The sequence below is a fragment of the Pseudomonas crudilactis genome (assembly GCF_013433315.1).
Taxonomy (GTDB): Bacteria; Pseudomonadota; Gammaproteobacteria; order Pseudomonadales; family Pseudomonadaceae; genus Aquipseudomonas; species Aquipseudomonas crudilactis.
In genome coordinates, this window is record NZ_WXVV01000034.1 from 53040 (window position 1) to 74192 (window position 21153).

The window sequence follows — 21153 nt, forward strand, 5'->3', positions numbered from 1 at the left end:
GGCTTCGTTCCTCTTAACGGTTCTGTTCAGGATTCCACTGGGCATACCGCTGACCGCGCAGGAACTGCCACAGGCCAAGACTCATCCCAGCGAGGGTAACCAACAGAAACGCGGCGAGGCGGAAGGGTTTCGGCAAACGGTGTTGCGAATCCAGCAGCCCGGCAATCGCGATGGCATAGCCGAACAATTGCGCGATCAGGGCCAGGCGATAGAAACCGTGGTCGTCCCACAGCCAGAAATTGCTCAGCAGTAGCGGTAGCAACAGGATTGGCGCCAGGCGGCGGATCAGTTTGTGGCTGATCAACGCGATCGAGTACAGACCATATTTCAGCGGATTGAGCAGCTCGCGGCGCTGGGCCAGGCTTTGCAAACCACCCACGGTGACGCGCTGACGGCGGCGGAATTGCTTGTCCGCCTCATCGACGCCGTGGTCGATCACCTGCGCCTCAGGCACATAGACGATGCGTTTGTGCGCGACCGGTGCGCAGGTGCTGATAAAGAAATCGTCGTTGACCTCGGCCGGCACGTTCTGGAACAACTCGCGGCGCAGGGCGAGCAGGGCGCCGTCGGCGGAGACCATGCAGCCGGTGCGGTTCTCGACCCGGCGCAGCCAGCCTTCGTAATGCCGATAGAGGCTGTCGCCGACGCTCAAGCCACCGCCGGTAACGGGGATGACCATATGCCCGGCACAGCCGCCGACGTTGGCATCATTCAACGGCGCCAGCAGGTAACCGAGGGTTTCGCGGGACCATTGGTTGTCTGCATCGGTGAACACCAGAATATCGCCGGTGCTCAGCGCTACACCCGCATTCAGTGTGGCGGCTTTGCCCTGGCGCGGCAGGTCGAGCACGGTGATACGCGGGTCAACGACCTTGTGTGCGCAGGCCACGGTGTCGTCGGTCGAACCGTCACTGGCGAGAATGATCTGCAGCGAGGCCGGCTGATAATCCTGCGCCAGCAACGTACGCAACTTGTGCTCGATGTGCCGTGCCTCGTTGTGCGCGGCAATCACGATGCTGACGTTCAATGGCGGTGCCGGTGTGTGACGCCAGGCCGGGAACAGCGGCGCCAGAATCGACAGCAGCAGCGGGTAGCCAATATAGGCGTAGACCGGCAGCAACAGGCACATCCAGAAAATGAATTCAGCCACGGGCAGGCCTCCTGGCGTTCCAATGACACAGACTCAAAATGAACGCGGCGCCGGCCAGGTGCAGACGCACCCAGTGCAGCCCCCACAGTTGCAGACTCAGGCCTATATCGTGGTGTTTGGCGCTCTGGCGCAGGCTGAGCACCAGCCCCGGTATCAGTGTCAGCATGACCATGACGGCCGCATGATGCGGAAAGCCGTCGAGCAGCGCCGAGATCGCCAGAAAATCCAGCAACCACACCAGCAGCGAGAGCATCGGAAAGCGCAACAGACGCAGACTAAAACCGTGAGTGCGCAGCAGTTGCAGATGACTGCCCTGACGCCACAACTCCTTGCCCATCCACTCGCGCCAGTTCATTTCGTAACCCCAATGCAGGGCGACGTTATCGTTGATCGACAGCAGCCGCGCGCCCTGTTCATGCAGGCGCAGGGTGAATTCCTTGTCCTCGCCGGTGCGCAGGCTCTCGTTGAAACCACCGACCTTGTCGAACCAGCGCCGACGCATCAGCAGGTTGGCACTGGGCAGCCAGTCCACCGCGTGTGCGTTTTGCGAAGCCGCGCGCGAGGTACGACGTTGCCAGGCGGTGGCGTACCACGGCGCTTCGGCAGGAGTGTGCAGATCAAGGCCGAAGACATCGGCCTGGCCGCTGCCTTCAATGTCGAATAACGGCTTGAGCCAGTTCTCCGGCATTTCAATGTCGGCATCAATGAAGGCCAGCCAGTCACCGGTGGCGATGGCCGTGCCGCGGTTGCGCAGAGCACCGATCAACAACCCCGGCAGCACCAGCACCTGCGCACCGAATTGGCGGGCAATGTGCGGGCCCTGGTCGGTCGAACCGTTGTCGACCACGATCAACTCGCAATCGAGATTGGCCGCGTGTGCGGCTTTTTGCGCTGCAAGCAGGGTTCGGCCAATGTGTCGGGCCTCGTTGAACATCGGAATAACGATGCTGATCCGGCTCATGCCTTCGCCTCCATCGCTAATGGCGCCTGTTCGGCTTTCAGGCGCAGGACGCTGGTCAGCGCGAGCATGATCCACACGTATTTCTGGTTCGGTGCGCTGAGGAACATCAGGAACAGCGTCAGCGACAGAAAACTCACACCCAGGTGGGTCATCAGATCTGTCTGATACGAATTGCCGCGCAACATCCACGCCGCCCGAGCGCGAATCAGGTTGTACAGACCGAGGCCGAGCATGCCGACGAACAACAGCCCGGCAGGCACGCCCAGCTCACTGAAGATTTCCAGATAGGTGTTGTGTGCGCGCCGATACAAGTCGCCGATCTTGCGGTTGGCCGAGAATGCCTTGGCGTAACCGGTGGTCGCGTAGTGAAGCGGGAACGTGCCGGGGCCGGAGCCGAGCAGCGGGTTCTCGCGGATCATCTGGCTGCCGACGACGATGTACGAGGCGCGGCGGCCGAGGGATTCGTCGTTGTGACCCTTGGCGCCGGCGCTCAACACACTCAGCGACTGGATGCGCGCGAGATACCCGGCGGGCATTGCGTAGATCGCCAATGGAATCACGATGGCCGCGCCGAGCATGGCGAAACCCAGATGCCGTGGGCGAATTCGGGTCAGTTGCGTGCGGTAGTGCCAGCAGCCGATCAACAGACTCAAGGCCAACACCACCAGACCCGAGCGCGACTCGGTTTTGGTCATCCCGCCCAACAGCAGCAGGCAGCAACCGCCCCAGAACAACCGATGCAACAGGTTCGGGCTGCGAATCACCAGAAACAATCCCATCGGCACGGCAAAGGCGATCAGCAGGGCGAACGCGTTGGGGTCTTCGAGCAGTCCGGCGGCGCGGCCCTGATCCTGGAATTTGGTCGAAAACATCGCCATCGCGCAGGTGGTGCTGACGGCGAGGGTGACGAGGCGGGCGAACAGATCGAGGTTCAGCTCGCGGCCGATCAACAACGTGATGACAAACAGGATCAGGCCGACGCTGAGTTCACGCAGATGCCCCAGCGACATGCCCAGGTCATCGGTGTTGAGCAGGCTCAGGAAGTACAGCACCATGAACCAGATCAGAAAGCGCCAGATATTGCTGCGCAGTCGCTCCGACGGAATCTGGTGCAGCGCCAATTGCAGCATCAGGATCACCGCCAGCGAAGCACCGATGAGCTTGCTGCCGGAGAACGACGTGTCCTTGAAGAAACCCTCGAACGGCACCAGTGCGGCGATGCCGAGCAGGCCCCAGGTCGGCTTGCGGTACAACACCGCAAAACCCACCAGGCCCAGCACCGCCCCCGGCGCCAGAAACGGATAAGGGCTGGCCAGCAAAGCGATGCAGACCAGACCGAGCAGACTGACGATCGAGAGCGGGAAAATCATGCGCGTGCCTCCCGTGCCGTGCGGATGTACAGCTGCGACCAGCGCTCAGCGAGCGCCTTGAGGTCGTAGCGATCCTGTTGTGTGCGTTTTGCGTTGTCGCGCAGCTGCCGGGCCAGTTTCGGCTCGCTCAGCAACGTGTCGAGCTGGCGGGCGAGGGCGGCGCTGTCGGTGGGCGCGGCGAGCAAGCCGTTGTGCCGATGTTCGAGCACATCGGGAATCCCGCCGACCGCGAAGGCCACCACCGGCACCCCGGCCTGCATCGCTTCGAGCAAAATCATCGGTGTTCCTTCGGTGCGTGAGCTGATCACCAGCGCATCGAGTTGTTGCCACCACGGTTGCATGGCGATCTGGTAACCGGGCAAACGAATCCGTTGTTGCAGACCGGCACTGTCGATCCGCGCCTGCAACGCCTCGCGTTCCGGGCCATCGCCGAGCATCACCGCGTCCAGTTGCGGATGCTGATGACACAGCGGGATCAAGGCGTCGAGAAACATATCCGGGCCTTTCTCACTGCTCAAACGGCCGACGTAACCGGCCAGCCAACGTTGCCGATCGGCGTCCGGCACCATCGCGACAGCGGCCGGCAGACCATTGGGAATTACCTGCAATTTTTCTGCTCGCACGCTGGCCTGACGGTGCAGCGTGGCGATGCTTTCCGCAACGCAGACGACTCGATCCACCGACGCCGTGCGGCACAGTTGCAGGCTCAGCCAGGTGTAGAACTTCTGCTTGCGGCTGCGCGGTGTGAAACCGTGTTGGGTAATCACCAGTGGCAGGCGCAACAGCGTCGCGCCCACCCAACCGAATAACAGCCCCTTGAAGTTGTGCGTATTAATCAGCGGTTTTTCCCCGCGACGCTGACGCAAGTGCCGGAGTAATTCGCCAAGCCCGGCACAGCCGCGGCAGTCCACGCCGGCCTCGCGAAAGCGTTGGATCAATTCTGGCGGCGCGTCGAGAAACAGCACCTGATGCTGTCCCGGCGTCGCCAGACAATGATCCAGCAACATGCGCTCGGCCCCATAGAAGCCGCCGCTGCTGAGCAAATGAATGATCGGCAGCGCGGCAGTCGGGGAGGATGCGCTGCTCAATTGCGCACCCAGTGCAGGAAGCTTGGCACTGTCCAGTTCTTGTGCGGATTGCTCGGCAGCGTGTTCTGGTCGTTGATCACCAACAGCACCGGTACGCCCAGCTCGTGGCTGATTTGCGCCGGGTGTTTGAAGCGGTGGTCGAAGAACTCACGCACGTAGACCAGGGCAATCGCCAACAGCAACCCGGTGAACAAACCGAACGGAATGATCAGGCCCGGTTTCGGAAACGCCGCTTCGGTCGGTTCGAACGGCGGGCTGAGCACCCGGGCGTTGGACAGATCGTCGTTGAGCGCGCCGGTGGTGCTGCTTTCGGCGAAACGCTGGGCGTAGGTCGAGAACGCGGCGTGCAGCGCATCGATTTCGGTGTCCATCTGCCGCAGCTTGCTTTGCGTCTGCTGCAACTCGTGGATGCGGTTCTTGAACTCGGCGATGCGTGCGGTTTTCTGCTCGATCACTTGCTTGACCACGGCCAGATCGGCGGTGCGTTCCTGGATGCGGTTGCTCACCACTTTGAGGAACTGGCCACGGGTGCGGGCAATCTGCTCGCGGGTCAACAGCATCGGTTCGCTGCCAGGCTGGAACACCGCCAGGTCATTCATGTAGCGGCTGACCTGAGTGGTGAGTTGCTCGCCCATCTGTTTGATTTCCCGATCCTCGAACGCCACGTTGTCGACCGTGGTGGTGAAGGTGTAGGGGAAGGTGTAGTCGTTGAGCTTGTTATTGCTGGCGGCGGCCAGTGCAGTTTTCAGGTATTCGAGCCAGCGCTGGCTCTGTAACAGGCGATCCTGGTACAGGTTCAGGGCTTGCTCTTCGGTGTTGATCGCGTTGAGGCGGAAGGTGATTTCTTCCTTCGGATCCGACGAGCCGACACTTTCCAGCAAGGCCTGACGGTTGCCTTCCAGGCCATCGAGGCGCACTTGATACAGGTGCTTCTTCGACTCGTAGAAGGATTGCGGCAAGTCGATCGACTGCAAAGCCTGACGGCTGAACAGATAGTTCTGCAGCAAGGCTGAAACAAACGTCGTGCCCTGATGCGGATCGGGGAAGCTGTAGACGATCGAGATCACGTTGGAGCCGGGCAGGGTCTCGATTTTCAGGCTGTCGATGGCTTGCTGGGTCAACGCGTCGAGCGCGGTGTCACGCACCGGATCGGTTTCCAGCCCGAGCACGTTACGCACCGGGTTGATCACGTATTGGCGCAGCGGCGAACTGACGTAGCGCTTGAACGGCTCGGCCACCAGTTTGCTGAAGATGCCCGGCGAAGGTGTGTATTCACCTTTGTCGCGCAGTTCGCTGATGGTCTGCCGGATCAGTGCTGGCGAACGGAGGATATTGCTCTCGGTTTCCATGTCCGCGAGCGACGGCGGAATGAAGGTGGCGTTGTCCACCGTGAGCGATGTGGTGGCGTCACCCTGAGAGAGTTTTTTCGACTGCACGATGACCTGCGCGGTGATATCGAAGCTCTGTTTGAGCACCAGCGGCAGGAGCAGGGCGATGACTGCAAAGATCAGGAAGACCCGTTTCACCAGTTGCTTGTTGGCGAAGAAGATCCTGAAGAACTCATGCAGGTAGTTTTCCTTTGGATTCATGTCGGTCACCTGAGAGTCAGTTGTTGTTGCTGTCTTTGTTGTCGACGCGGTAGCCGAAGCTGAACCCGACGCCCTGGAACAGCACCACGTCAGCCAATTGCCGGGCGAGTTCGCCGGCGCTGGCCAATTTGGTTTTTGGCACGAACAGCATGTCGTCCGGTTGCAGGTAAGCGATTTGCGAGGCATCGCCGGACAGCGCTTTTTCGACGTCGTAATGCACGGCCTGCACCTGATTGCCGTTGCGACGCATGATCACCACCGAATCCAGACGGGCCTTGACGTTGGTGCCACGGGCCAGGGTCAGCGCTTCAAGTACCGAAACCGGCCGGCGGATCGGGTAGGAACCCGGTTGGCCGACTTCGCCGAGCACATAGATTTCGTTGCCGGCGGTGGATTTCAGCAGCACGTCCACGGTCATCCGGCCGGGCAATTGCGCGTATTTCTTGTTGAGGAAGGTTTCCAGTTGATTGACGGTCATGCCTTGCAGTGGCACGGCGCCGATTTCCGGGAAACTCGCGTAGCCGTCGGTGCCGACGGTGATCTCACGGCTCATGCCGGTGGCCGGGTGGTTCAGCGCGCTTTTCAGATTCTGCTCGTTGGTCAGCGGGCTGATGATCTGCACGGTCAACTGATTGCGGTTGGGCTGGAACAGCTGCTTGCGTTGATAGGCGCGCTGGATTTCTTCGCGCGCCTGATCACTGGTCAGCCCGGCGATTTTCACCGAGGTGTTGGCGCCCGGCAGTTCGATGGTGCCATCCGGCAGCACCAGCTGATTGCCATTGAGCTGGCTGGCGGCGGTGAAGTTCAGGCCGATCTGGTCACCCGATTGCACGCGGTAAGCGTCCGAGCCGCTGGTGCTGATATGGAAGATCACGTCGAGCACATCCTGCGGACGCAGGGTCTGCTCGATCTTCGGCATATCGGTGGCCTGGGCATTGGCCGGGGTGGCGGTGAGAATATTCACCGGCATGTTCTGGGTTTCGGAGGTGCTCGAGCAGCCTGCAAGCGGCAGCATCAGCAGCACAAGAATCTTGGCGTTCATGGCGTCATCCTTCGCGTTCGCTTAGAGGTTTTTGTAAAGCCATTTGGGCATGTAGTACTTACGCCGGTTGAACACGCTACCGACCACTTTCGCCCCGGCCTGGGTCAGACGTTGCACGGCGGCCTGGGCGACTTCCCAGCGGGTGTCTTCGGCGCGCACGACAAACACCACACCATCGACCTGGGTGCTGATCACCAGCGTGTCGGCGGCGGAATACACCGCGTCGCCGTCGATCACCACGAAGCGGTACTGGCTGCCCAGTTGATCAAGCAACGGGCTCAGGCGCTCGGCGGTCAGGTGTTCCATGGTGCGGATCGGCCGGCCGTTGGGCAGCACATGGAAGGGCAGGCTCGACACCTGCACCACGCAGTCCTGCAACAGCGGCGGGTTGTCCGGGTTGAACAGCAAATCGCGCAGGCCGCGTTCCTTGCTCAGGTTCAACTGCTGGGTGAGGTTGCTCGCCGATTGGCTGGCGTCGACCAGCAATACTTGGCCGCTGCTCATTTGCGCCAGTTGGCTGGCCAGCGCCAGGGCACTGGTGGTGGTGCCTGCGCCGGGGTTGGCGGCGGTCAGGAACAGGATCCGCAGATCAAGATCCAGCACGGTCGAGGTCAGGTTCGATTCGCTGGGGTTGGCAATGCTCAGGCTTTTGTTGGTTGAACCGTCCATTAGCTTGCTCCGTGGCCGCTGAATACTTTGAAGGGGGTTTTCAACAGAATCTTCAGATCAAGCAAAAGGCTCTGCTCGGCGATGTAGCTGAGGTCCAACTCAACGCGCTGGTCGAAGTCGATATTGCTGCGTCCGGAGATCTGCCACAGGCCGGTCATGCCGGGGTAGATCGCCAGACGGGCAAGGTGGTTATCCTTGTAGCGGTAGGCGTTGAACGAGGTCGGACGCGGGCCGACCAGGCGCATGTCGCCGGTCACTACATTGATCAGGTTGGGCAGTTCATCGAGGCTGGTGCGCCGCAGGAAACCGCCGATGCGGGTAATGCGCGGGTCGTGGTCGATCTTGAAATCGATGGCGTCGGCGCCGTGTTTGTTCAGGTGGCGCAGCGATTCTTTCAAGTCTTCGGCATTGGCGACCATGGTGCGGAATTTGTACATGCCGAATTTGCGGCCACGGTAGCCGGTGCGTTTCTGTACGAACATCACCGGACCAGGGCTGCTGAACTTGATGACCAGTGCCAGACCGAGCAGCAGTGGCGAGATCATCACAAGGATCAGCAGCGCGCCCAGGCAAGCGACCACGCGATTGGTGCGTGACAGCTGCCATGGCCGGCCGCCGTCGCGGCCCGTGAACCAGCCACGACCCTGGCGATGAATCGCTGCGTCGAGACGCATTCGGTGCTCGGGATCCACGCGCTTGTCGCGGCGCATTTGTTGGATCGGCACACCTTTCTCATGTCCAGTCATAAAATCCTCCGCATTAATTCAGCCGCGTACGGCGCGTGCGCGATAGGCAGTGGGGTAGTAGTCGCGAAACCAGGCGATAAAGCGTCCAAGTCCCTCATCCAGCTCTATCCGGGGCTGAAATCCGGTGGCCTGGGCCAGATCACTGGCCTCGGCGCAAGTGTTGAGCACGTCGCCCGGTTGCAGCGGCAACAGCTCGACAATGGCTTTCTGGCCAAGGTGTTTTTCCAGCAGCGCCAGATAGGTTTTCAGCTCGACCGGGTGCTGCCCGCCGATGTTGAACAAGCGCCACGGCGCCATGCTGCTGGCCGGGTCGGGCTGCTGGCGATCCCACTGCGGATTGGCCTGCGGTGGCTGATCGATGAGGCGGGCGATGCTTTCGATGATGTCGTCGATGTAGGTGAAATCGCGCTGGTGTTCGCCGTAATTGAACAGCTTCAGCGGCTCGCCTTCGCTGATCGCCCGGGCGAACTGGATCGGCGACATGTCTGGCCGGCCCCACGGCCCGTACACGGTGAAAAAGCGCAGGCCGGTGCAAGGAATGCCGAACAGGTGGCTGTAACTGTGCGCCATCAGTTCATTGGCTTTCTTGGTCGCGGCGTACAGCGACAGCGGGTGGTTGACGCCGTCCTTCACTGAGTAAGGCGTGTGCTGATTGGCGCCGTACACCGAACTCGACGAGGCATAAATCAAATGCTCGACCGGGTGATGCCGGCAGCTCTCGAGAATGTTTAGAAAACCGTTGAGGTTGCTGTCCAGATACGCCCGTGGATTTTCCAGCGAATAACGCACCCCGGCCTGCGCGGCGAGGTGGATCACCACTTGTGGGCGTTCGCGGACAAACAGTGCTTCGATGGCCGAGGCATCGGCCAGGTCAACCGTGGCGAGCTGGAAATCGCCGACCTGCTCGCGCACCCATTGCACGCGGTCGTGCTTGAGTTGCGGTTCGTAGTAGGCGTTGAAATTGTCCAGACCGACCACCGAGTGCCCGTCGCGCAGCAGCCGTAACACGCAATGGGCACCAATGAAACCGGCCGCACCGGTGACCAGCACCTTCATGGCCGCAGCCCTTCAGGGGCAATGTTGCGCAGGCCAATACCGCTGTAATGCAGGCCGGCGGCCGCCACTTGTTCCGGGTTGTACAGATTGCGGCCGTCGATGATTACCTTCGAGCGCAGCTTTTCGGCGAGCAACTCGAAATCGACCACGCGGAAGTTTTTCCACTCGGTGCAGATCACCAGTGCATCAGCGTCTTCGAGGGTGTCGTCGCGGGTGGCGCACAGGTGCAGATCGTTGCGATAGCCGTAAATGCGTCGGCACTCGGACATCGCTTCCGGGTCGTAGGCCTGCACGCTGGCGCCTTCAGCCCAGAGTGCGTCCATCAGATAGCGGCTCGGCGCTTCGCGCATATCATCGGTGTTCGGTTTGAAAGCCAGGCCCCAGATCGCGATCGACTTACCCGCCAGGCCTTGGGGGAACTGTGCTTTGAGTTTGCTGAACAGGATGTGCCGCTGCAGGTCGTTGACGTCGGTGACGCTGCGCAGCAGTTTCAGCGGCATGCCGTTGTGTTCGGCGGTGTGCAGCAGGGCGCGCAGATCCTTGGGAAAGCACGAGCCACCGAAGCCGCAGCCCGGATAGATGAAGTGGTAACCGATGCGCGGATCAGAACCGATGCCTTTGCGCACCGCTTCGATGTCGGCGCCGAGCAATTCAGTGAGGTTGGCCAGTTCGTTCATGAAGCTGATGCGCGTGGCGAGCATGGCGTTGGCGGCGTACTTGGTCAGTTCGGCGCTGCGGTTGTCCATGAACATCAGTTTTTCGTGGTTGCGGCAGAACGGCGCGTACAACTCGCTCATCTGCTCGCGGGCTGCGTCGTCGCGGGTACCGACGATGATCCGGTCCGGGCGCATGCAGTCGGCGAGGGCGCTGCCTTCCTTGAGGAATTCCGGGTTGGAGACCACACGCACGGTCAGACCGGTTTTGTCGCGGCGCTGCAATTCGCTGTTGGCGGTGGCCAGCACTTGATCCGCCGTACCGACCGGCACCGTGGATTTGATGATCAGGGTGCGATCGGCCTCCATGTGCGAGGCGATTTGCCGGGCAACGTTGAGCACGTGGCTGAGGTCGGCAGAGCCATCCTCATCGGCAGGAGTGCCGACGGCGATGAAGATCAGCTCGGCGTGTTCGACCGCGTCGCTGGCCTGGGTGCTGAACAGCAGACGGCCGGCCTTTATGTTCTCCTCAAGCGTGCTGGACAAACCGGGCTCGCTAATCGGCGGCACTGCTTGTTGCAGTTGTTTAATCTTGTTCGGGTCAATATCCACGCATAAAACGCGGTGACCGACATCTGCAAGTGCGGCGGCTTGTATTAGTCCAACATAGCCCGTGCCAAATACGCTCACGTCCATCTGCGCACCCTCGATAGAGCGAAAAGAAGAAGTTCAAAATGAGACTGTCAAAAGGGGTATAGCGCAGGGTTTGAAAAGCGTGTCAGCAAAATGACATGTTGCACCTGTATAACAGCCCCAATTTTGGGGGCGATTGGCCATCAAGTGCTTGCTATTGCTGGATTTGTCCCGTGCTTGACGCTTTTTTCACATTTCAAAGAAAACGATGGACGGTCGAAAGCCGCGAATTTAAAGGCTTTCAGCAACTTGAGTGTGTCAGATTTGAGTCATCGGTTTTTTGACGCTTTGGAAGAAAGTCAGCCATTTCTTGCGCTTTGATGGCCGGGTGCTAGTGTCAGATTTTGACCGACAAACTCTTGACCCTTTACGGTTTTTGCCCGACCGGAATTGCCATGTTTCGATATCTGAAAGAACTGCTTTTAGTTATTTACTTGCTGCTTTATTCCGAATATTACATTGATCGGTTAAATGCTATCGGCTTCGGTTTTGCTGTACTTCTTTTTGGCGCGATGTTTTTGGCGCTTACTTTAGCGTTATATCTAACGGCCTATATACGGCAAGCCCTCATACGACATTTATTCGCATTGGCAATGTTCGCCTCGGCGGTATTTTTTGACGTATATACCCGCGTCACCGCGGATTACCTGAGCTACAGCAGCTTCGTCTCTCTGGTGTATTCCGGCGGTTTCATTCAGGAAGCCGCGTACCAATATCGAGACGCGATCCTGCACGGCGCCCTCAGTGGTTTGCTGTTGTTGTTCGGCATCGGTCTGAAGCCACGCCATGGTCTGGCCATTCCCAACGCGTTACGTGTGGCGGCGCCGTTGTGCGGCGTGTTGCTGCTCAGTGCCGTGCTGTTCTTGCGTGCGGGAGAGGGCGCCCGTGGCTTGCCGATCATGTACACGCCGCTGGCCTACCTGAACCTGTTCACCTATGAAGCGCTGCACAACACCGTCGGCCCGCGCGAACCGGTGACACTGGCGCGCAGCTCGCAAGCTGTCGGCCATGACATCGTGCTGATCATCGACGAAAGCATTTCCGGCAATTACCTCGACATCAACGCGCCATTCGGTGTGCACAGCAATCTCAAACAAGCGCACCCCGGCGTCGACATTTTCAATTACGGCTACGCCGCCTCCATCGCCAATTGCAGCGCCGACACCAACGTGACTTTGCGCTACGGCGGTACCCGCGCCGATTACATGCGCATCAACAGCACGCTGCCGTCGATCTGGCAGTACGCCAGGAAGGCCGGACTGCGCACCGTTTACATCGACGCCCAGCGCACCGCCGGCAATCTGCAGAACCTGATGACCGACACCGAGAAGAAGGACATCGACCAGTTCGTGCAGTTCGACCAGACCAGCGTGCGCGATCGCGACATGGCGGCAGCGGCGAAGCTGATCGAATTGCTCAACGATGACACGCCGGAGCTGGTGGTGATCAACAAGGTCGGCGCGCACTTCCCGGTGCACGACAAATATCCCGATGCGTTCATGGCCTACCGCCCGACCTTGCCGCGCGGGCAGTTCACCGAGGTGGCCGATACCGGCGAACGCAACGGTTTCAATGGTCAGCCGGATGACTGGGTGCTGTACCGCAATGCCTACAAGAACACCGTGTTGTGGAACGTCGGCGAGTTTTTTGCGCGGGTGTTCGCTCAGGGCAATCTGAACAATGCGTTGCTGATCTATACGTCTGATCATGGCCAGGATTTGCATGAGCGCGGTAATCCGGGCTTGAACACCCACTGCGGGGGCGATCCGGTGGAGGAGGAGGGCCTGGTGCCGTTGGTGGTGATTTCTGGCAGCGATCTGAAGACGCTGGACTGGTCGGCGCAATTGGCGGCGAACAAGGATCGTTCCAGTCACTACAACATCTTCCCGACCCTGCTGCAGTTGATGGGCTACGACCTGGCGGGGATCGAGGCTGTTTATGGCAAGCCACTGAGTGTCGCGACGGCGGATGAATTCACCTTCAACTACCGCTTCAATGCGCGGTTGGGGGCCAAGCCTGAGTGGAAGCACATTGATCTGGGCAGCATTGTCACGCCATCGCAGGCGCCGGCGAATGTTGCGGCGGGACAGTGAGCTTCAGCTTGTCCGGGTTGACGCTTTCGCGAGCAAGCTCGCTCCCACCTTTGGAACGCGATCAACCTGTGGGAGCGAGCCTGCTCGCGAAGGGGCCATTTGCTTTAACGCGAGATTCAGGTCTGTCATCGGCATCCGCTATCCTTGCCCCACACTGACCGATCAGGTGGCGGCATGCTTCGTGTTGAAAACGTCTTCAAAAGCTATCTCACCCCACAAGGCCCATTGCCGGTGCTGCAAGGCGTCGACCTGACACTGGCGCCCGGCAGTAGCCTTGCGCTGATGGGCGAGTCCGGCAGCGGCAAAAGCACCTTGCTGCACCTAGTGGCCGGTCTCGACAAAGTCGACAGCGGCAGCATTCGCAGCGGCGAGCATCGGCTGGAAAACATGAACGAGGCGCAACTGGCGAACTGGCGGCGCACAGAAATCGGTCTGGTGTTCCAGCAGTTCAACCTGATCGGCAGTTTGCGCGTCGAGGACAATCTGGCGTTTCAGGCGCGTCTGGCCGGGCGCCATGAGCCGCGTTGGCAGGCACATCTGGTGCAGCGTCTGGGCCTCGGCGATTTGCTCAAGCGTTATCCCGAGCAACTTTCCGGTGGTCAGCAGCAGCGGGTCGCGTTGGGCCGGGCATTGGCCTCGCAGCCGAAATTGCTGCTGGCCGATGAACCCACCGGCAGTCTCGATGAAGCGACCAGTGACGAAGTGCTGCGGCTGTTGCTGGAATTGCTCGATGACACCCCGACCACGTTGTTGATGGTCACCCACAGCCCGCGAGTCGCCGCCCGCTTGGCGCAGCGAGTGGTGTTGTCCAGCGGGCGGCTGACGTGATCGTTTTCCGTCAGACCCTGCGTGCGCTGCTCAGCCATTGGCGGCGTCATCCGGTGCAGTTTTTCAGTGTGCTGACCGGGTTGTGGCTGGCGACCAGTCTGTTGACTGGCGTCGAAGCGCTGAACAGTCAGGCGCGTGACAGTTACGCGCGGGCCAGCCAATTGATCGGCGGCGAACCACAGGCCAGTCTCGGTACGCCGAACGGGGCAACATTCCCGCAACAATGGTTCGTTGATCTGCGCCGACAGGGTTGGCCCGTGTCGCCAGTGTTGCAAGGTCGGGTGCTGCTCAAGGGCTTCGACAATCAGCGGCTGCAATTGATGGGCATCGAACCGGTGTCGCTGCCGGCCGATTCGGCGGTGGCCGGTCAGGCGCTGCCGATCGAGCGTGTTGTCGAGTTTTTCACGCCGCCCGGAAATACGTGGATTTCCCCGGATACCTTGCAGGCGCTGAATCTACGCGAAGGTGACACGCCGCAAACGCTCAATGGCTTGAAACTGCCACCGCTGCTCGCGCAGAAGGACATGGCGCCGGGCGTGTTGCTGGTGGACATCGGCGTCGCACAAACCCGGCTGGAACAGCCCGGGCAATTGTCGCGGCTGTTGCTGCCCAAGGATTTTCACGCCGAGTTGCCTGCCGTGTTCAAAGGTCAGTTGCAGCTAAAAAGCAGCGGTGAGGAAAACAATCTGGCGCGACTGACCGAGAGCTTTCACCTCAATCTCGATGCGCTGGGATTTCTCTCGTTCGTGGTCGGCTTGTTCATCGTCCACGCCGCGATTGGGCTGGCTCTTGAGCAACGTCGCGGCTTGCTGCGTACGCTGCGCGCCTGCGGTGTCAGTGCGCGGATGTTGATCTTTTGCCTGATCGTTGAGTTGGGCGCGCTGGCGCTGCTCGGCGGGCTGCTCGGCGTGATCAGCGGCTATTGGCTCGCCAGTGTGTTGTTGCCGGACGTCGCCGCCAGCCTGCGCGGTTTGTACGGCGCGGAAGTGGCGGGGCAGTTGCGTCTGAGCCCTTGGTGGTGGTTCAGCGGCATCGGTTTGAGCCTGCTCGGCGCCTTGCTCGCCGGGGCCAATAGCCTGTTGCGTGCTGCGCGCCTGCCGTTGCTGGCCGTGGCCGATCCGCAAGCCTGGCATCAGCAATATGCGCGCTGGTTGCGCCGACAAGGTTGGCTGGCGGCGGTATTGGGCTTGATCGCGTTGGCGGCATTGATCTGGGGCGACAGTCTGGCCAGCGGTTTTGTCCTGATGGCCGGATTGCTGATCGGCGCCGCATTGGCGCTGCCGGTGTTGCTCAGCGCGCTGTTGAATCAGTTGCTCGGGCGCAGTCGCTCGGTGCTCGGCCAGTGGTTTCTCGCCGATTGCCGCCAGCAACTGCCGGCACTGAGTCTGGCGCTGATGGCTTTGCTTCTGGCGCTGGCCGCCAACATCGGCGCCGGCAGCATGACTGCCGGATTTCGCCAGACCTTCAACGACTGGCTAGAGCAACGCCTGAGTGCCGAGTTGTATATCAATCCGAGCAATCCGGCACAGTCGCGGGAAATGTACAGCTGGCTCAAGCAGCAGCCTAACGTCGCGGCGATTCTGCCCAACTGGCAGGTCGCGGTGACGTTGCAAGGCTGGCCGGCGGAGGTGTTCGGCATCATCGATCACGCGCATTATCGCCAGCACTGGCCGTTGCTTGATGTCAGTGGCAGCGACCCGTGGGCGCATCTGGCCACCGACGATGCGGTGATGCTCAGCGAACAACTGGCGCGTCGGCTGAAGGTGCGGGCGGGCGATCGACTGACGATTCCTGCGCCGAATGGTGCGTGGTCGCCGCGCATCGTTGGCATCTACGCCGACTACGGCAATCCCAAGGGGCACTTGCTGGTCAACATCCATCACCTGCTGCGCGACTGGCCGCAGTTGACGCCGAACCGTTTCAATCTGCGCATCGAACCGCAGAACATTCCGGCGTTGTTGAACAGCTTGCAGGCGCGCTTTCAACTCGATGACAGCCGCATCGTCGATCAGGCGCGGCTCAAGGGCTGGTCGGTGCAAGTCTTCGAGCGGACCTTTGCGGCGACGGCGGCGCTGAACAGTTTGACCCTGGCGGTGGCTGGCGTGGCGCTGTTCATCAGCCTGCTGACGCAAAGTCAAAGCCGCCTCGGCCAACTCGCACCGCTATGGGCGCTGGGCGTAACGCGACGGCAATTGATGCTGCTCAATCTTGGTCAGACCTGGCTGCTGGCGGTACTGACGCTGGTGTTGGCGTCGCCGCTGGGGATCGCGCTGGCGTGGTGTCTGGACGCGGTAATCAACGTGCAAGCGTTTGGCTGGCGGTTGCCGCTGCGGGTGTTTCCGTGGCAATTGTTGCAGTTGATGGGGTTGGCGTTGTTGGCGACGTTACTGGCCTCGGCATGGCCGCTGTATTCGCTGTACCGCACGCAACCGGCGGACCTGCTGAGGACATTTGCCCATGAGGATTAATTTCGTTGTGCTCATGGTTTTGTTGCTGCTCGGTGGTTGCGATCAATCGGCGCCGGAGCAGAAGGGCTTCGCCGGGATGGGCAATCAGGCGTTGGCGTTTACGCCGGTGGTGCCGGGACGGGTGTTCAGTTTTCCGGCCGATCACGGGGCGCATGACGGTTTTCGCATTGAGTGGTGGTACATCACCGCCAATCTCAAGGATCAGCAGGGCAATGAGTTCGGCGTGCAGTGGACGCTGTTTCGCAGTGCGCTGAAACCTGTGGCGGAGACGGCGGGGTGGGGCAATCAGACGGTTTGGCTGGGACATGCGGCGGTGACTTCCAGCACGGTGCATCACGCGGCTGAACGCTATGCGCGGGGCGGAGTGGGGCAGGCGGGTGTGCAACTGGCGCCGTTCGAGGCGTGGATTGATGATTGGCGGTTCGCCAGTCAGGCGCAGGATCCGTTGAGCGACCTGCAACTCAGCGCTCGCGACAAGGATTTCGCCTATCAACTGCACCTGACTTCCAGCCGCCCGCTGGTGTTGCAGGGCGACAAGGGTTTCAGCCAGAAATCCGAACAAGGTCAGGCTTCTTATTACTACAGTCAGCCGTTTTTTCAGGCCCGCGGCACTTTGCAGATCGACGGCCAGAGCTACACCGTCAGTGGCCCCGCGTGGCTTGATCGCGAGTGGAGCAGCCAGCCGCTGACCGCCAATCAAACCGGTTGGGACTGGTTTTCCCTGCATCTGGACAGTGGCGAGCACGTGATGCTCTATCGCATGCGCCAGAAGGACGGCGCGCCGTATCTCACCGGTACCTGGATTGCTGCTGACGGTCAGACGCAAACCCTGCGCAGCGAGCAGATCGAACTGGTCCCGCAGGACACCGCAAAAGTTGCCGGCCGTGCGATGCCGGTGAAATGGTCGATCAGCATCCCCGATAAACACCTCGACATCACCCTCGATGCGCTCAACCCCAACGCCTGGATGAACCTGCGCATCCCCTATTGGGAAGGCCCGGTGCACATCAACGGGAGTCATCCCGGCCAGGGTTATCTAGAGATGACCGGGTACTGACAGCGCCTCGTAAAAACTGCGAGTTGTAACGGGCGCAGAATCCGGATCTGACCGAGATCAAAATGTGGGAGCGAGCCTGCTCGCGAAAGCGCCCGCCCAGACACCACAGAGAAATTGGCCGGAACTCCGCTACTTCTCAACCCCTCTACCAAATATCTCTCACACCTTTGCGAAACGCCGTCGAGGATTTCCCCATGAGCGACGACCTGCAACCCCCAGACATGAACACCTGGCAGCGTCTGTTTGATGACCGGACCTACTGGCAGCAATCCCCCGACGCATATTACTTGGATCTGCAACGCATCGCCGATGACCTGCTTGGCCAAGGCACCATCGACCTTGAGCAATGGCAGATCCTGCGCGCCAAGGCCGACGACCTGCACAAGGATTCCCCCGCGATCAACGTCACCCGTGAACTCGACGACCCCGAAGCCTGAGGACCACCCCATGAAACCCATCACCCAAGACCAACACCCCGACGAACCCCGGCCACCCGGCGAAACCGAACGCGACAACGACGCCCTGCGCCCCACCGACCCGAAACAGCGTGAAAACACTGGCAAAGGCACGCCCAGTGGCGAATCAACCGCGCAGGACACCGCCAAGCAACAAACACCAGCCAAGCCCTGAACAGCGTCTATGCTCAGTGGCACGCCCGGCGTCGAAGTCGCTTCAACGCCGGGCGCTGCCATTCATCACAGGGAAAGTATTGCTTATGAAGCTCGACGCACTGGCCAAGGCCATCACCCTCGCAACCGTACTGTCCGCCACCAGCTTCGGCGCCATGGCTGCCGATATTCCGCTGTCTGCCACTGTTGAAGCAGATCAGGTCATCACCAAAGTGATCTCCGTCGATGCCGCTAACCATCAGGTTGTGCTCGAAGGTGCCGAAGGCAAGCCGGTTCACGTTCAGCTCACTGATAAGGCGAAAAACCTCGCCAATCTCAAGCCCGGCGATCAGGTCAACATTCAGGTTCAGCGTTCAGTCGCCGCTTACCTCGACACCGATGTGGATAAAGGTCTGCCTGGCACCACCGAACGTACCGGTGAACTGCGTAAGGCCCCGGGCAGTGATAACCCCGGTGGCGAGGCGTATCGCCAAGTTCAGGTGCAATTGAAAATCACCAAAATTGATTTGAAGACAAATCAGGTGACCCTGCAAAATCCAGCGGGCGTGTCGAAAGTCCTCGACGTGAAAAAGCCTGAAATTCAAGCCAAACTGAAAGATCTGAAAGAAGGGCAGAGCGTTATTGTCACTTACACCGATATCTTGAAAGTGACCAGTCAACACGAAAGTTGAGTATTAGCTCTACAGAATGATTGTTCTTGTACAGCTTTATGTATGAGAACAATCATATAAAAAAGTCTGTCGGAAGTTTCCCGGTAAATATCGGTGGCGCACATTTTTTAACTTTCTGGTACATAAATTTCATGTTTAAGCATGAGGACATATCTGCCAACTTCCATTAAAATCCCTCCCGTTCGCCCAGTGTCAGGGCTCTTTACCGGTGCATGGATTGCCAGGCCATTACACTGGGCGAACACCTCTTCGGAGTGGTTGTATACAATTTCTGCAAGCAAAAAGGGCGACTTTATAGTCGCCCTTTTTGTTTGCAGTGAATTAAACCTAGGTTTGCGCGTCAGGCTTGCTGCCCTTGAAAGCGCTTCAATGTCGCCTGATACATTTTCGTCCTGCGGTGATTTTTCCCGTAAGTGCCTGCAGCGGCGACAGTTCCTGACTGGATGTGATCCAGATAGCTGAAAATCTTGCGCGGCGACAAGAACTTGATGCCATAGCCCAGGCTGCTCATGCGATCTTGCAGCGCATAACCGGGCACCTGCTCATCCATGCAGAAGTGCAAGCCTTGGGACTTCATCAAGCGCGCATTCCACAATGTGCAGAAACTTTTCAGATGAGTTTCTTTGTAGGGTCTTGGCATTTTCGAACGCAGACCCAGACGCACTTTCGCTTTACGAACATAGTGCTTGCAAAAACGCGAAGTTAACCGCCAAGTGTCACGAACAACCCCGCGATTGAGTTGCTCTACACAACCGACTGCGGCCATATCCGGGTTTTTCGTGCATTCACGCATCATCATGGCAAACACCTCTTTGTCGTAGACAAAGGTGTCGGTATGCAACAGAAACAGATAATCGGTGTCGACTTTTTCCAGCGCCAGATCCAGTGCCTTGCCATGCGCAATATGGCCGACTTCCTTGCCCGGCGAAGGCCGTTCGATCAAGTTGATCCAGTCGAGCGAACGCAAGTAATCGAGACTCGCATCCGCCGAATCGTTATCCACCACCCACACCGGAATGCGTTGCTCCTGGACGTGCTCACGCAAAAGCTCGAGGCACATTCGGGTGATGTCCGGGGTTTTGTAATTTACCAAGACAAGGCTGAAATTCGACGCTGGCTGGGTTGGTAAATCAAACGCTTTCATGTCGGAAGGACTCATCTGCGATTCAAGGGCATCAGGGTTTCGTGGCCGCGATCGTAGCGAGGCAACCTTAGGCGAACCTTAATTTGCGGATGTGACGGTAGATGTATGCCGAAGAGAGGCGGCTGGTCTTATGAAATGCATGGGGTGCTGCCGGTCATTACCGGATAAAATGCGCGCCCCTCTCACGGTTCAAGGAAGAAACGGCGCGCGCCGTTGTGTCACGGATGAAACCACTTTCCCTCTACCACCCGGCCTTGTACTGGCTGCGCGTGTGGCAAAAAAGGCTGTTCCGTCAAATTGCCTGGTGCTGCTCCAGCAAACGCTACGCACGTCCCGTCACCACGGCCGAGCGCCTGCCTTATCGCTATCTAAAACACACCTCGAAACTCATCCGCAAACTCGGCGACTCCGACCTCGCTCTGCAACACAACAAAGTCATCAACCTCAAACTCGCCGTCGCCGCCATCGACAGCGTCATCATCGCCCCCGGCGAACACTTCTCCTTCTGCCGCCTCGTCGGCCGCCCGACTTTGAAGCGCGGCTACGTTGAAGGCATGGAACTGTCGTTCGGCGAGGCTCGACGCGGAGTAGGCGGTGGCATTTGCCAACTGAGCAACCTGATTCACTGGATGGCCATTCATTCTCCGCTGGTGGTGGTCGAACGCTCCAACCACAGCTTCGACCCGTTTCCCGATGAAGGGCGGGTGCTGCCGTTCGGGTCCGGGGCGGCGATTTTCTATAACTACGTTGATCTGGTGCTGCACAACCCGACGGATCGGCACTTTCAGCTGAAGTTGAACGTCGGCGAGACGCAACTCGAAGGGGAGCTGTTGTGTGATCGGGTGAGGGAATATCTGATCTGGTCAAACGATCCTGGACACAGTTATAGGGTTTTATCCCTTTTCATGCCGCCAGGGCTTCCATGTCTACCGGAGTTCGATAACCGTTGTGACTGTGTAGCCTGATCCGATTGTAATAGTGGGTCAGGTAGCGCAGCACATCGCTACTGGCTTCATCTTCGTTTCGATAACCGACCTTGGGTATCCATTCAGATTTCAAACTGCCAAAGAAACGCTCCATCGGGGCGTTATCCCAGCAGTTTCCTCGTCGACTCATACTTTGTTTTATGCGCATGTCCGCCAGGGTTTCACGAAATACTTTACTGCTGTAATGACAGCCCTGATCCGAATGAAACATTAGGTTTTCAGGGCGTCCTCGCGACTCGAAAGCCATCTTTAACGCTCGA

At 59.5% G+C, this 21153-nt stretch carries 19 protein-coding genes and 1 pseudogene; 8 read left to right on the forward strand and 12 right to left on the reverse strand.

What is annotated here, in order from left to right; genetic code table 11:
* Positions 1-13 precede the first annotated feature (13 nt).
* Genes GTU76_RS28040 through GTU76_RS28085 form a run of 10 tightly spaced genes read right to left on the reverse strand, consistent with a single transcriptional unit; the run spans position 14 to position 11020 of the window.
* Positions 14-1150 (reverse strand): glycosyltransferase, encoded by a 1137-nt coding sequence (locus GTU76_RS28040; protein ID WP_016983343.1) that lies wholly within the window; start codon positions 1148-1150, stop codon positions 14-16.
* A complete protein-coding gene (locus GTU76_RS28045) occupies positions 1143-2111 on the reverse strand; it encodes a glycosyltransferase (protein WP_180700097.1) in 969 nt (322 codons plus the stop codon). The genes GTU76_RS28040 and GTU76_RS28045 overlap by 8 nt, the downstream gene beginning before the upstream one ends.
* A complete protein-coding gene (locus GTU76_RS28050; protein WP_180700098.1) occupies positions 2108-3481 on the reverse strand; it encodes an O-antigen ligase family protein in 1374 nt (457 codons plus the stop codon). Before GTU76_RS28050 ends, GTU76_RS28045 begins: the two co-directional genes overlap by 4 nt.
* Positions 3478-4569, reverse strand: a complete 1092-nt coding sequence (locus GTU76_RS28055) for a glycosyltransferase family 4 protein (protein ID WP_180700099.1) — start codon at positions 4567-4569, stop codon at positions 3478-3480. Before GTU76_RS28055 ends, GTU76_RS28050 begins: the two co-directional genes overlap by 4 nt.
* The gene (locus GTU76_RS28060) at positions 4566-6158 is read right to left on the reverse strand and encodes a GumC family protein (RefSeq protein ID WP_175554728.1); all 1593 of its coding nucleotides are present in this window, start codon (positions 6156-6158) and stop codon (positions 4566-4568) included. The genes GTU76_RS28055 and GTU76_RS28060 overlap by 4 nt, the downstream gene beginning before the upstream one ends.
* Positions 6159-6174: 16 nt before the next feature.
* The gene (locus GTU76_RS28065; RefSeq protein ID WP_016983338.1) at positions 6175-7200 is read right to left on the reverse strand and encodes a polysaccharide biosynthesis/export family protein; all 1026 of its coding nucleotides are present in this window, start codon (positions 7198-7200) and stop codon (positions 6175-6177) included.
* Between the two features lie 21 nt (positions 7201-7221).
* Entirely contained in the window at positions 7222-7869 is a 648-nt protein-coding gene (locus tag GTU76_RS28070; RefSeq protein ID WP_008084477.1) for a CpsD/CapB family tyrosine-protein kinase, read from the reverse strand.
* Complete coding sequence (locus GTU76_RS28075; RefSeq protein WP_175554727.1) at positions 7869-8615, reverse strand: sugar transferase; 747 nt, start codon at positions 8613-8615, stop codon at positions 7869-7871. The genes GTU76_RS28070 and GTU76_RS28075 overlap by 1 nt, the downstream gene beginning before the upstream one ends.
* 18 nt (positions 8616-8633) lie before the next feature.
* Positions 8634-9671 carry an NAD-dependent epimerase gene (locus GTU76_RS28080; RefSeq protein WP_180700100.1) on the reverse strand — a complete coding sequence of 346 codons (1038 nt, stop codon included), beginning with the start codon at positions 9669-9671 and terminating at the stop codon, positions 8634-8636.
* Complete coding sequence (locus GTU76_RS28085; RefSeq protein ID WP_180700101.1) at positions 9668-11020, reverse strand: UDP-glucose dehydrogenase family protein; 1353 nt, start codon at positions 11018-11020, stop codon at positions 9668-9670. Before GTU76_RS28085 ends, GTU76_RS28080 begins: the two co-directional genes overlap by 4 nt.
* Before the next feature lie 392 nt (positions 11021-11412).
* On the opposite strand from GTU76_RS28085, the gene GTU76_RS28090 reads away from it, so the two are divergent.
* From GTU76_RS28090 to GTU76_RS28120, 7 genes are all read left to right on the forward strand, one after another.
* A complete protein-coding gene (locus GTU76_RS28090; protein WP_180700102.1) occupies positions 11413-13110 on the forward strand; it encodes a sulfatase-like hydrolase/transferase in 1698 nt (565 codons plus the stop codon).
* A 174-nt stretch (positions 13111-13284) separates the two neighbouring features.
* A complete protein-coding gene (locus GTU76_RS28095) occupies positions 13285-13938 on the forward strand; it encodes an ABC transporter ATP-binding protein (RefSeq protein ID WP_180700103.1) in 654 nt (217 codons plus the stop codon).
* The gene (locus GTU76_RS28100) at positions 13935-16406 is read left to right on the forward strand and encodes an FtsX-like permease family protein (RefSeq protein WP_180700104.1); all 2472 of its coding nucleotides are present in this window, start codon (positions 13935-13937) and stop codon (positions 16404-16406) included. Before GTU76_RS28095 ends, GTU76_RS28100 begins: the two co-directional genes overlap by 4 nt.
* Complete coding sequence (locus GTU76_RS28105) at positions 16396-17463, forward strand: lipocalin-like domain-containing protein (protein WP_180700105.1); 1068 nt, start codon at positions 16396-16398, stop codon at positions 17461-17463. The genes GTU76_RS28100 and GTU76_RS28105 overlap by 11 nt, the downstream gene beginning before the upstream one ends.
* Positions 17464-17657: 194 nt before the next feature.
* Positions 17658-17900, forward strand: coding sequence for a hypothetical protein (locus tag GTU76_RS28110; protein ID WP_180700106.1), 243 nt, complete (start codon positions 17658-17660; stop codon positions 17898-17900).
* 10 nt (positions 17901-17910) lie between these two features.
* Entirely contained in the window at positions 17911-18093 is a 183-nt protein-coding gene (locus GTU76_RS28115; protein ID WP_180700107.1) for a hypothetical protein, read from the forward strand.
* An 85-nt stretch (positions 18094-18178) separates the two neighbouring features.
* Positions 18179-18763 carry a hypothetical protein gene (locus GTU76_RS28120; protein ID WP_016983329.1) on the forward strand — a complete coding sequence of 195 codons (585 nt, stop codon included), beginning with the start codon at positions 18179-18181 and terminating at the stop codon, positions 18761-18763.
* 340 nt (positions 18764-19103) lie between these two features.
* On the opposite strand, the gene GTU76_RS28125 is transcribed toward GTU76_RS28120, so the two are convergent.
* Complete coding sequence (locus tag GTU76_RS28125; RefSeq protein ID WP_016983328.1) at positions 19104-19907, reverse strand: glycosyltransferase family 2 protein; 804 nt, start codon at positions 19905-19907, stop codon at positions 19104-19106.
* A 224-nt stretch (positions 19908-20131) separates the two neighbouring features.
* On the opposite strand from GTU76_RS28125, the pseudogene GTU76_RS28130 reads away from it, so the two are divergent.
* Positions 20132-20755: pseudogene (locus GTU76_RS28130) on the forward strand (VanW family protein); the annotation flags it as partial.
* 55 nt (positions 20756-20810) lie between these two features.
* Here GTU76_RS28130 and GTU76_RS28135 read toward each other — a convergent pair.
* The coding region (locus tag GTU76_RS28135) for an integrase core domain-containing protein (RefSeq protein WP_180700108.1) at positions 20811-21153 on the reverse strand (343 nt) is incomplete at its 5' end.

Excerpts from the sequence above, each read along its gene's own strand:
- GTU76_RS28045 (WP_180700097.1), bottom strand. The coding sequence starts at position 2,111 with ATGAGCCGGATCAGCATCGTTATTCCGATGTTCAACGAGGCCCGACAC.
- GTU76_RS28050 (WP_180700098.1), bottom strand. The coding sequence starts at position 3,481 with ATGATTTTCCCGCTCTCGATCGTCAGTCTGCTCGGTCTGGTCTGCATC.
- GTU76_RS28060 (WP_175554728.1), bottom strand. The coding sequence starts at position 6,158 with ATGAATCCAAAGGAAAACTACCTGCATGAGTTCTTCAGGATCTTCTTC.
- GTU76_RS28065 (WP_016983338.1), bottom strand. The coding sequence starts at position 7,200 with ATGAACGCCAAGATTCTTGTGCTGCTGATGCTGCCGCTTGCAGGCTGC.
- GTU76_RS28070 (WP_008084477.1), bottom strand. The coding sequence starts at position 7,869 with ATGGACGGTTCAACCAACAAAAGCCTGAGCATTGCCAACCCCAGCGAA.
- GTU76_RS28075 (WP_175554727.1), bottom strand. The coding sequence starts at position 8,615 with ATGACTGGACATGAGAAAGGTGTGCCGATCCAACAAATGCGCCGCGAC.
- GTU76_RS28080 (WP_180700100.1), bottom strand. The coding sequence starts at position 9,671 with ATGAAGGTGCTGGTCACCGGTGCGGCCGGTTTCATTGGTGCCCATTGC.
- GTU76_RS28085 (WP_180700101.1), bottom strand. The coding sequence starts at position 11,020 with ATGGACGTGAGCGTATTTGGCACGGGCTATGTTGGACTAATACAAGCC.
- GTU76_RS28090 (WP_180700102.1), top strand. The coding sequence starts at position 11,413 with ATGTTTCGATATCTGAAAGAACTGCTTTTAGTTATTTACTTGCTGCTT.
- GTU76_RS28095 (WP_180700103.1), top strand. The coding sequence starts at position 13,285 with ATGCTTCGTGTTGAAAACGTCTTCAAAAGCTATCTCACCCCACAAGGC.
- GTU76_RS28105 (WP_180700105.1), top strand. The coding sequence starts at position 16,396 with ATGAGGATTAATTTCGTTGTGCTCATGGTTTTGTTGCTGCTCGGTGGT.
- GTU76_RS28110 (WP_180700106.1), top strand. The coding sequence starts at position 17,658 with ATGAGCGACGACCTGCAACCCCCAGACATGAACACCTGGCAGCGTCTG.
- GTU76_RS28115 (WP_180700107.1), top strand. The coding sequence starts at position 17,911 with ATGAAACCCATCACCCAAGACCAACACCCCGACGAACCCCGGCCACCC.
- GTU76_RS28120 (WP_016983329.1), top strand. The coding sequence starts at position 18,179 with ATGAAGCTCGACGCACTGGCCAAGGCCATCACCCTCGCAACCGTACTG.
- GTU76_RS28125 (WP_016983328.1), bottom strand. The coding sequence starts at position 19,907 with ATGAAAGCGTTTGATTTACCAACCCAGCCAGCGTCGAATTTCAGCCTT.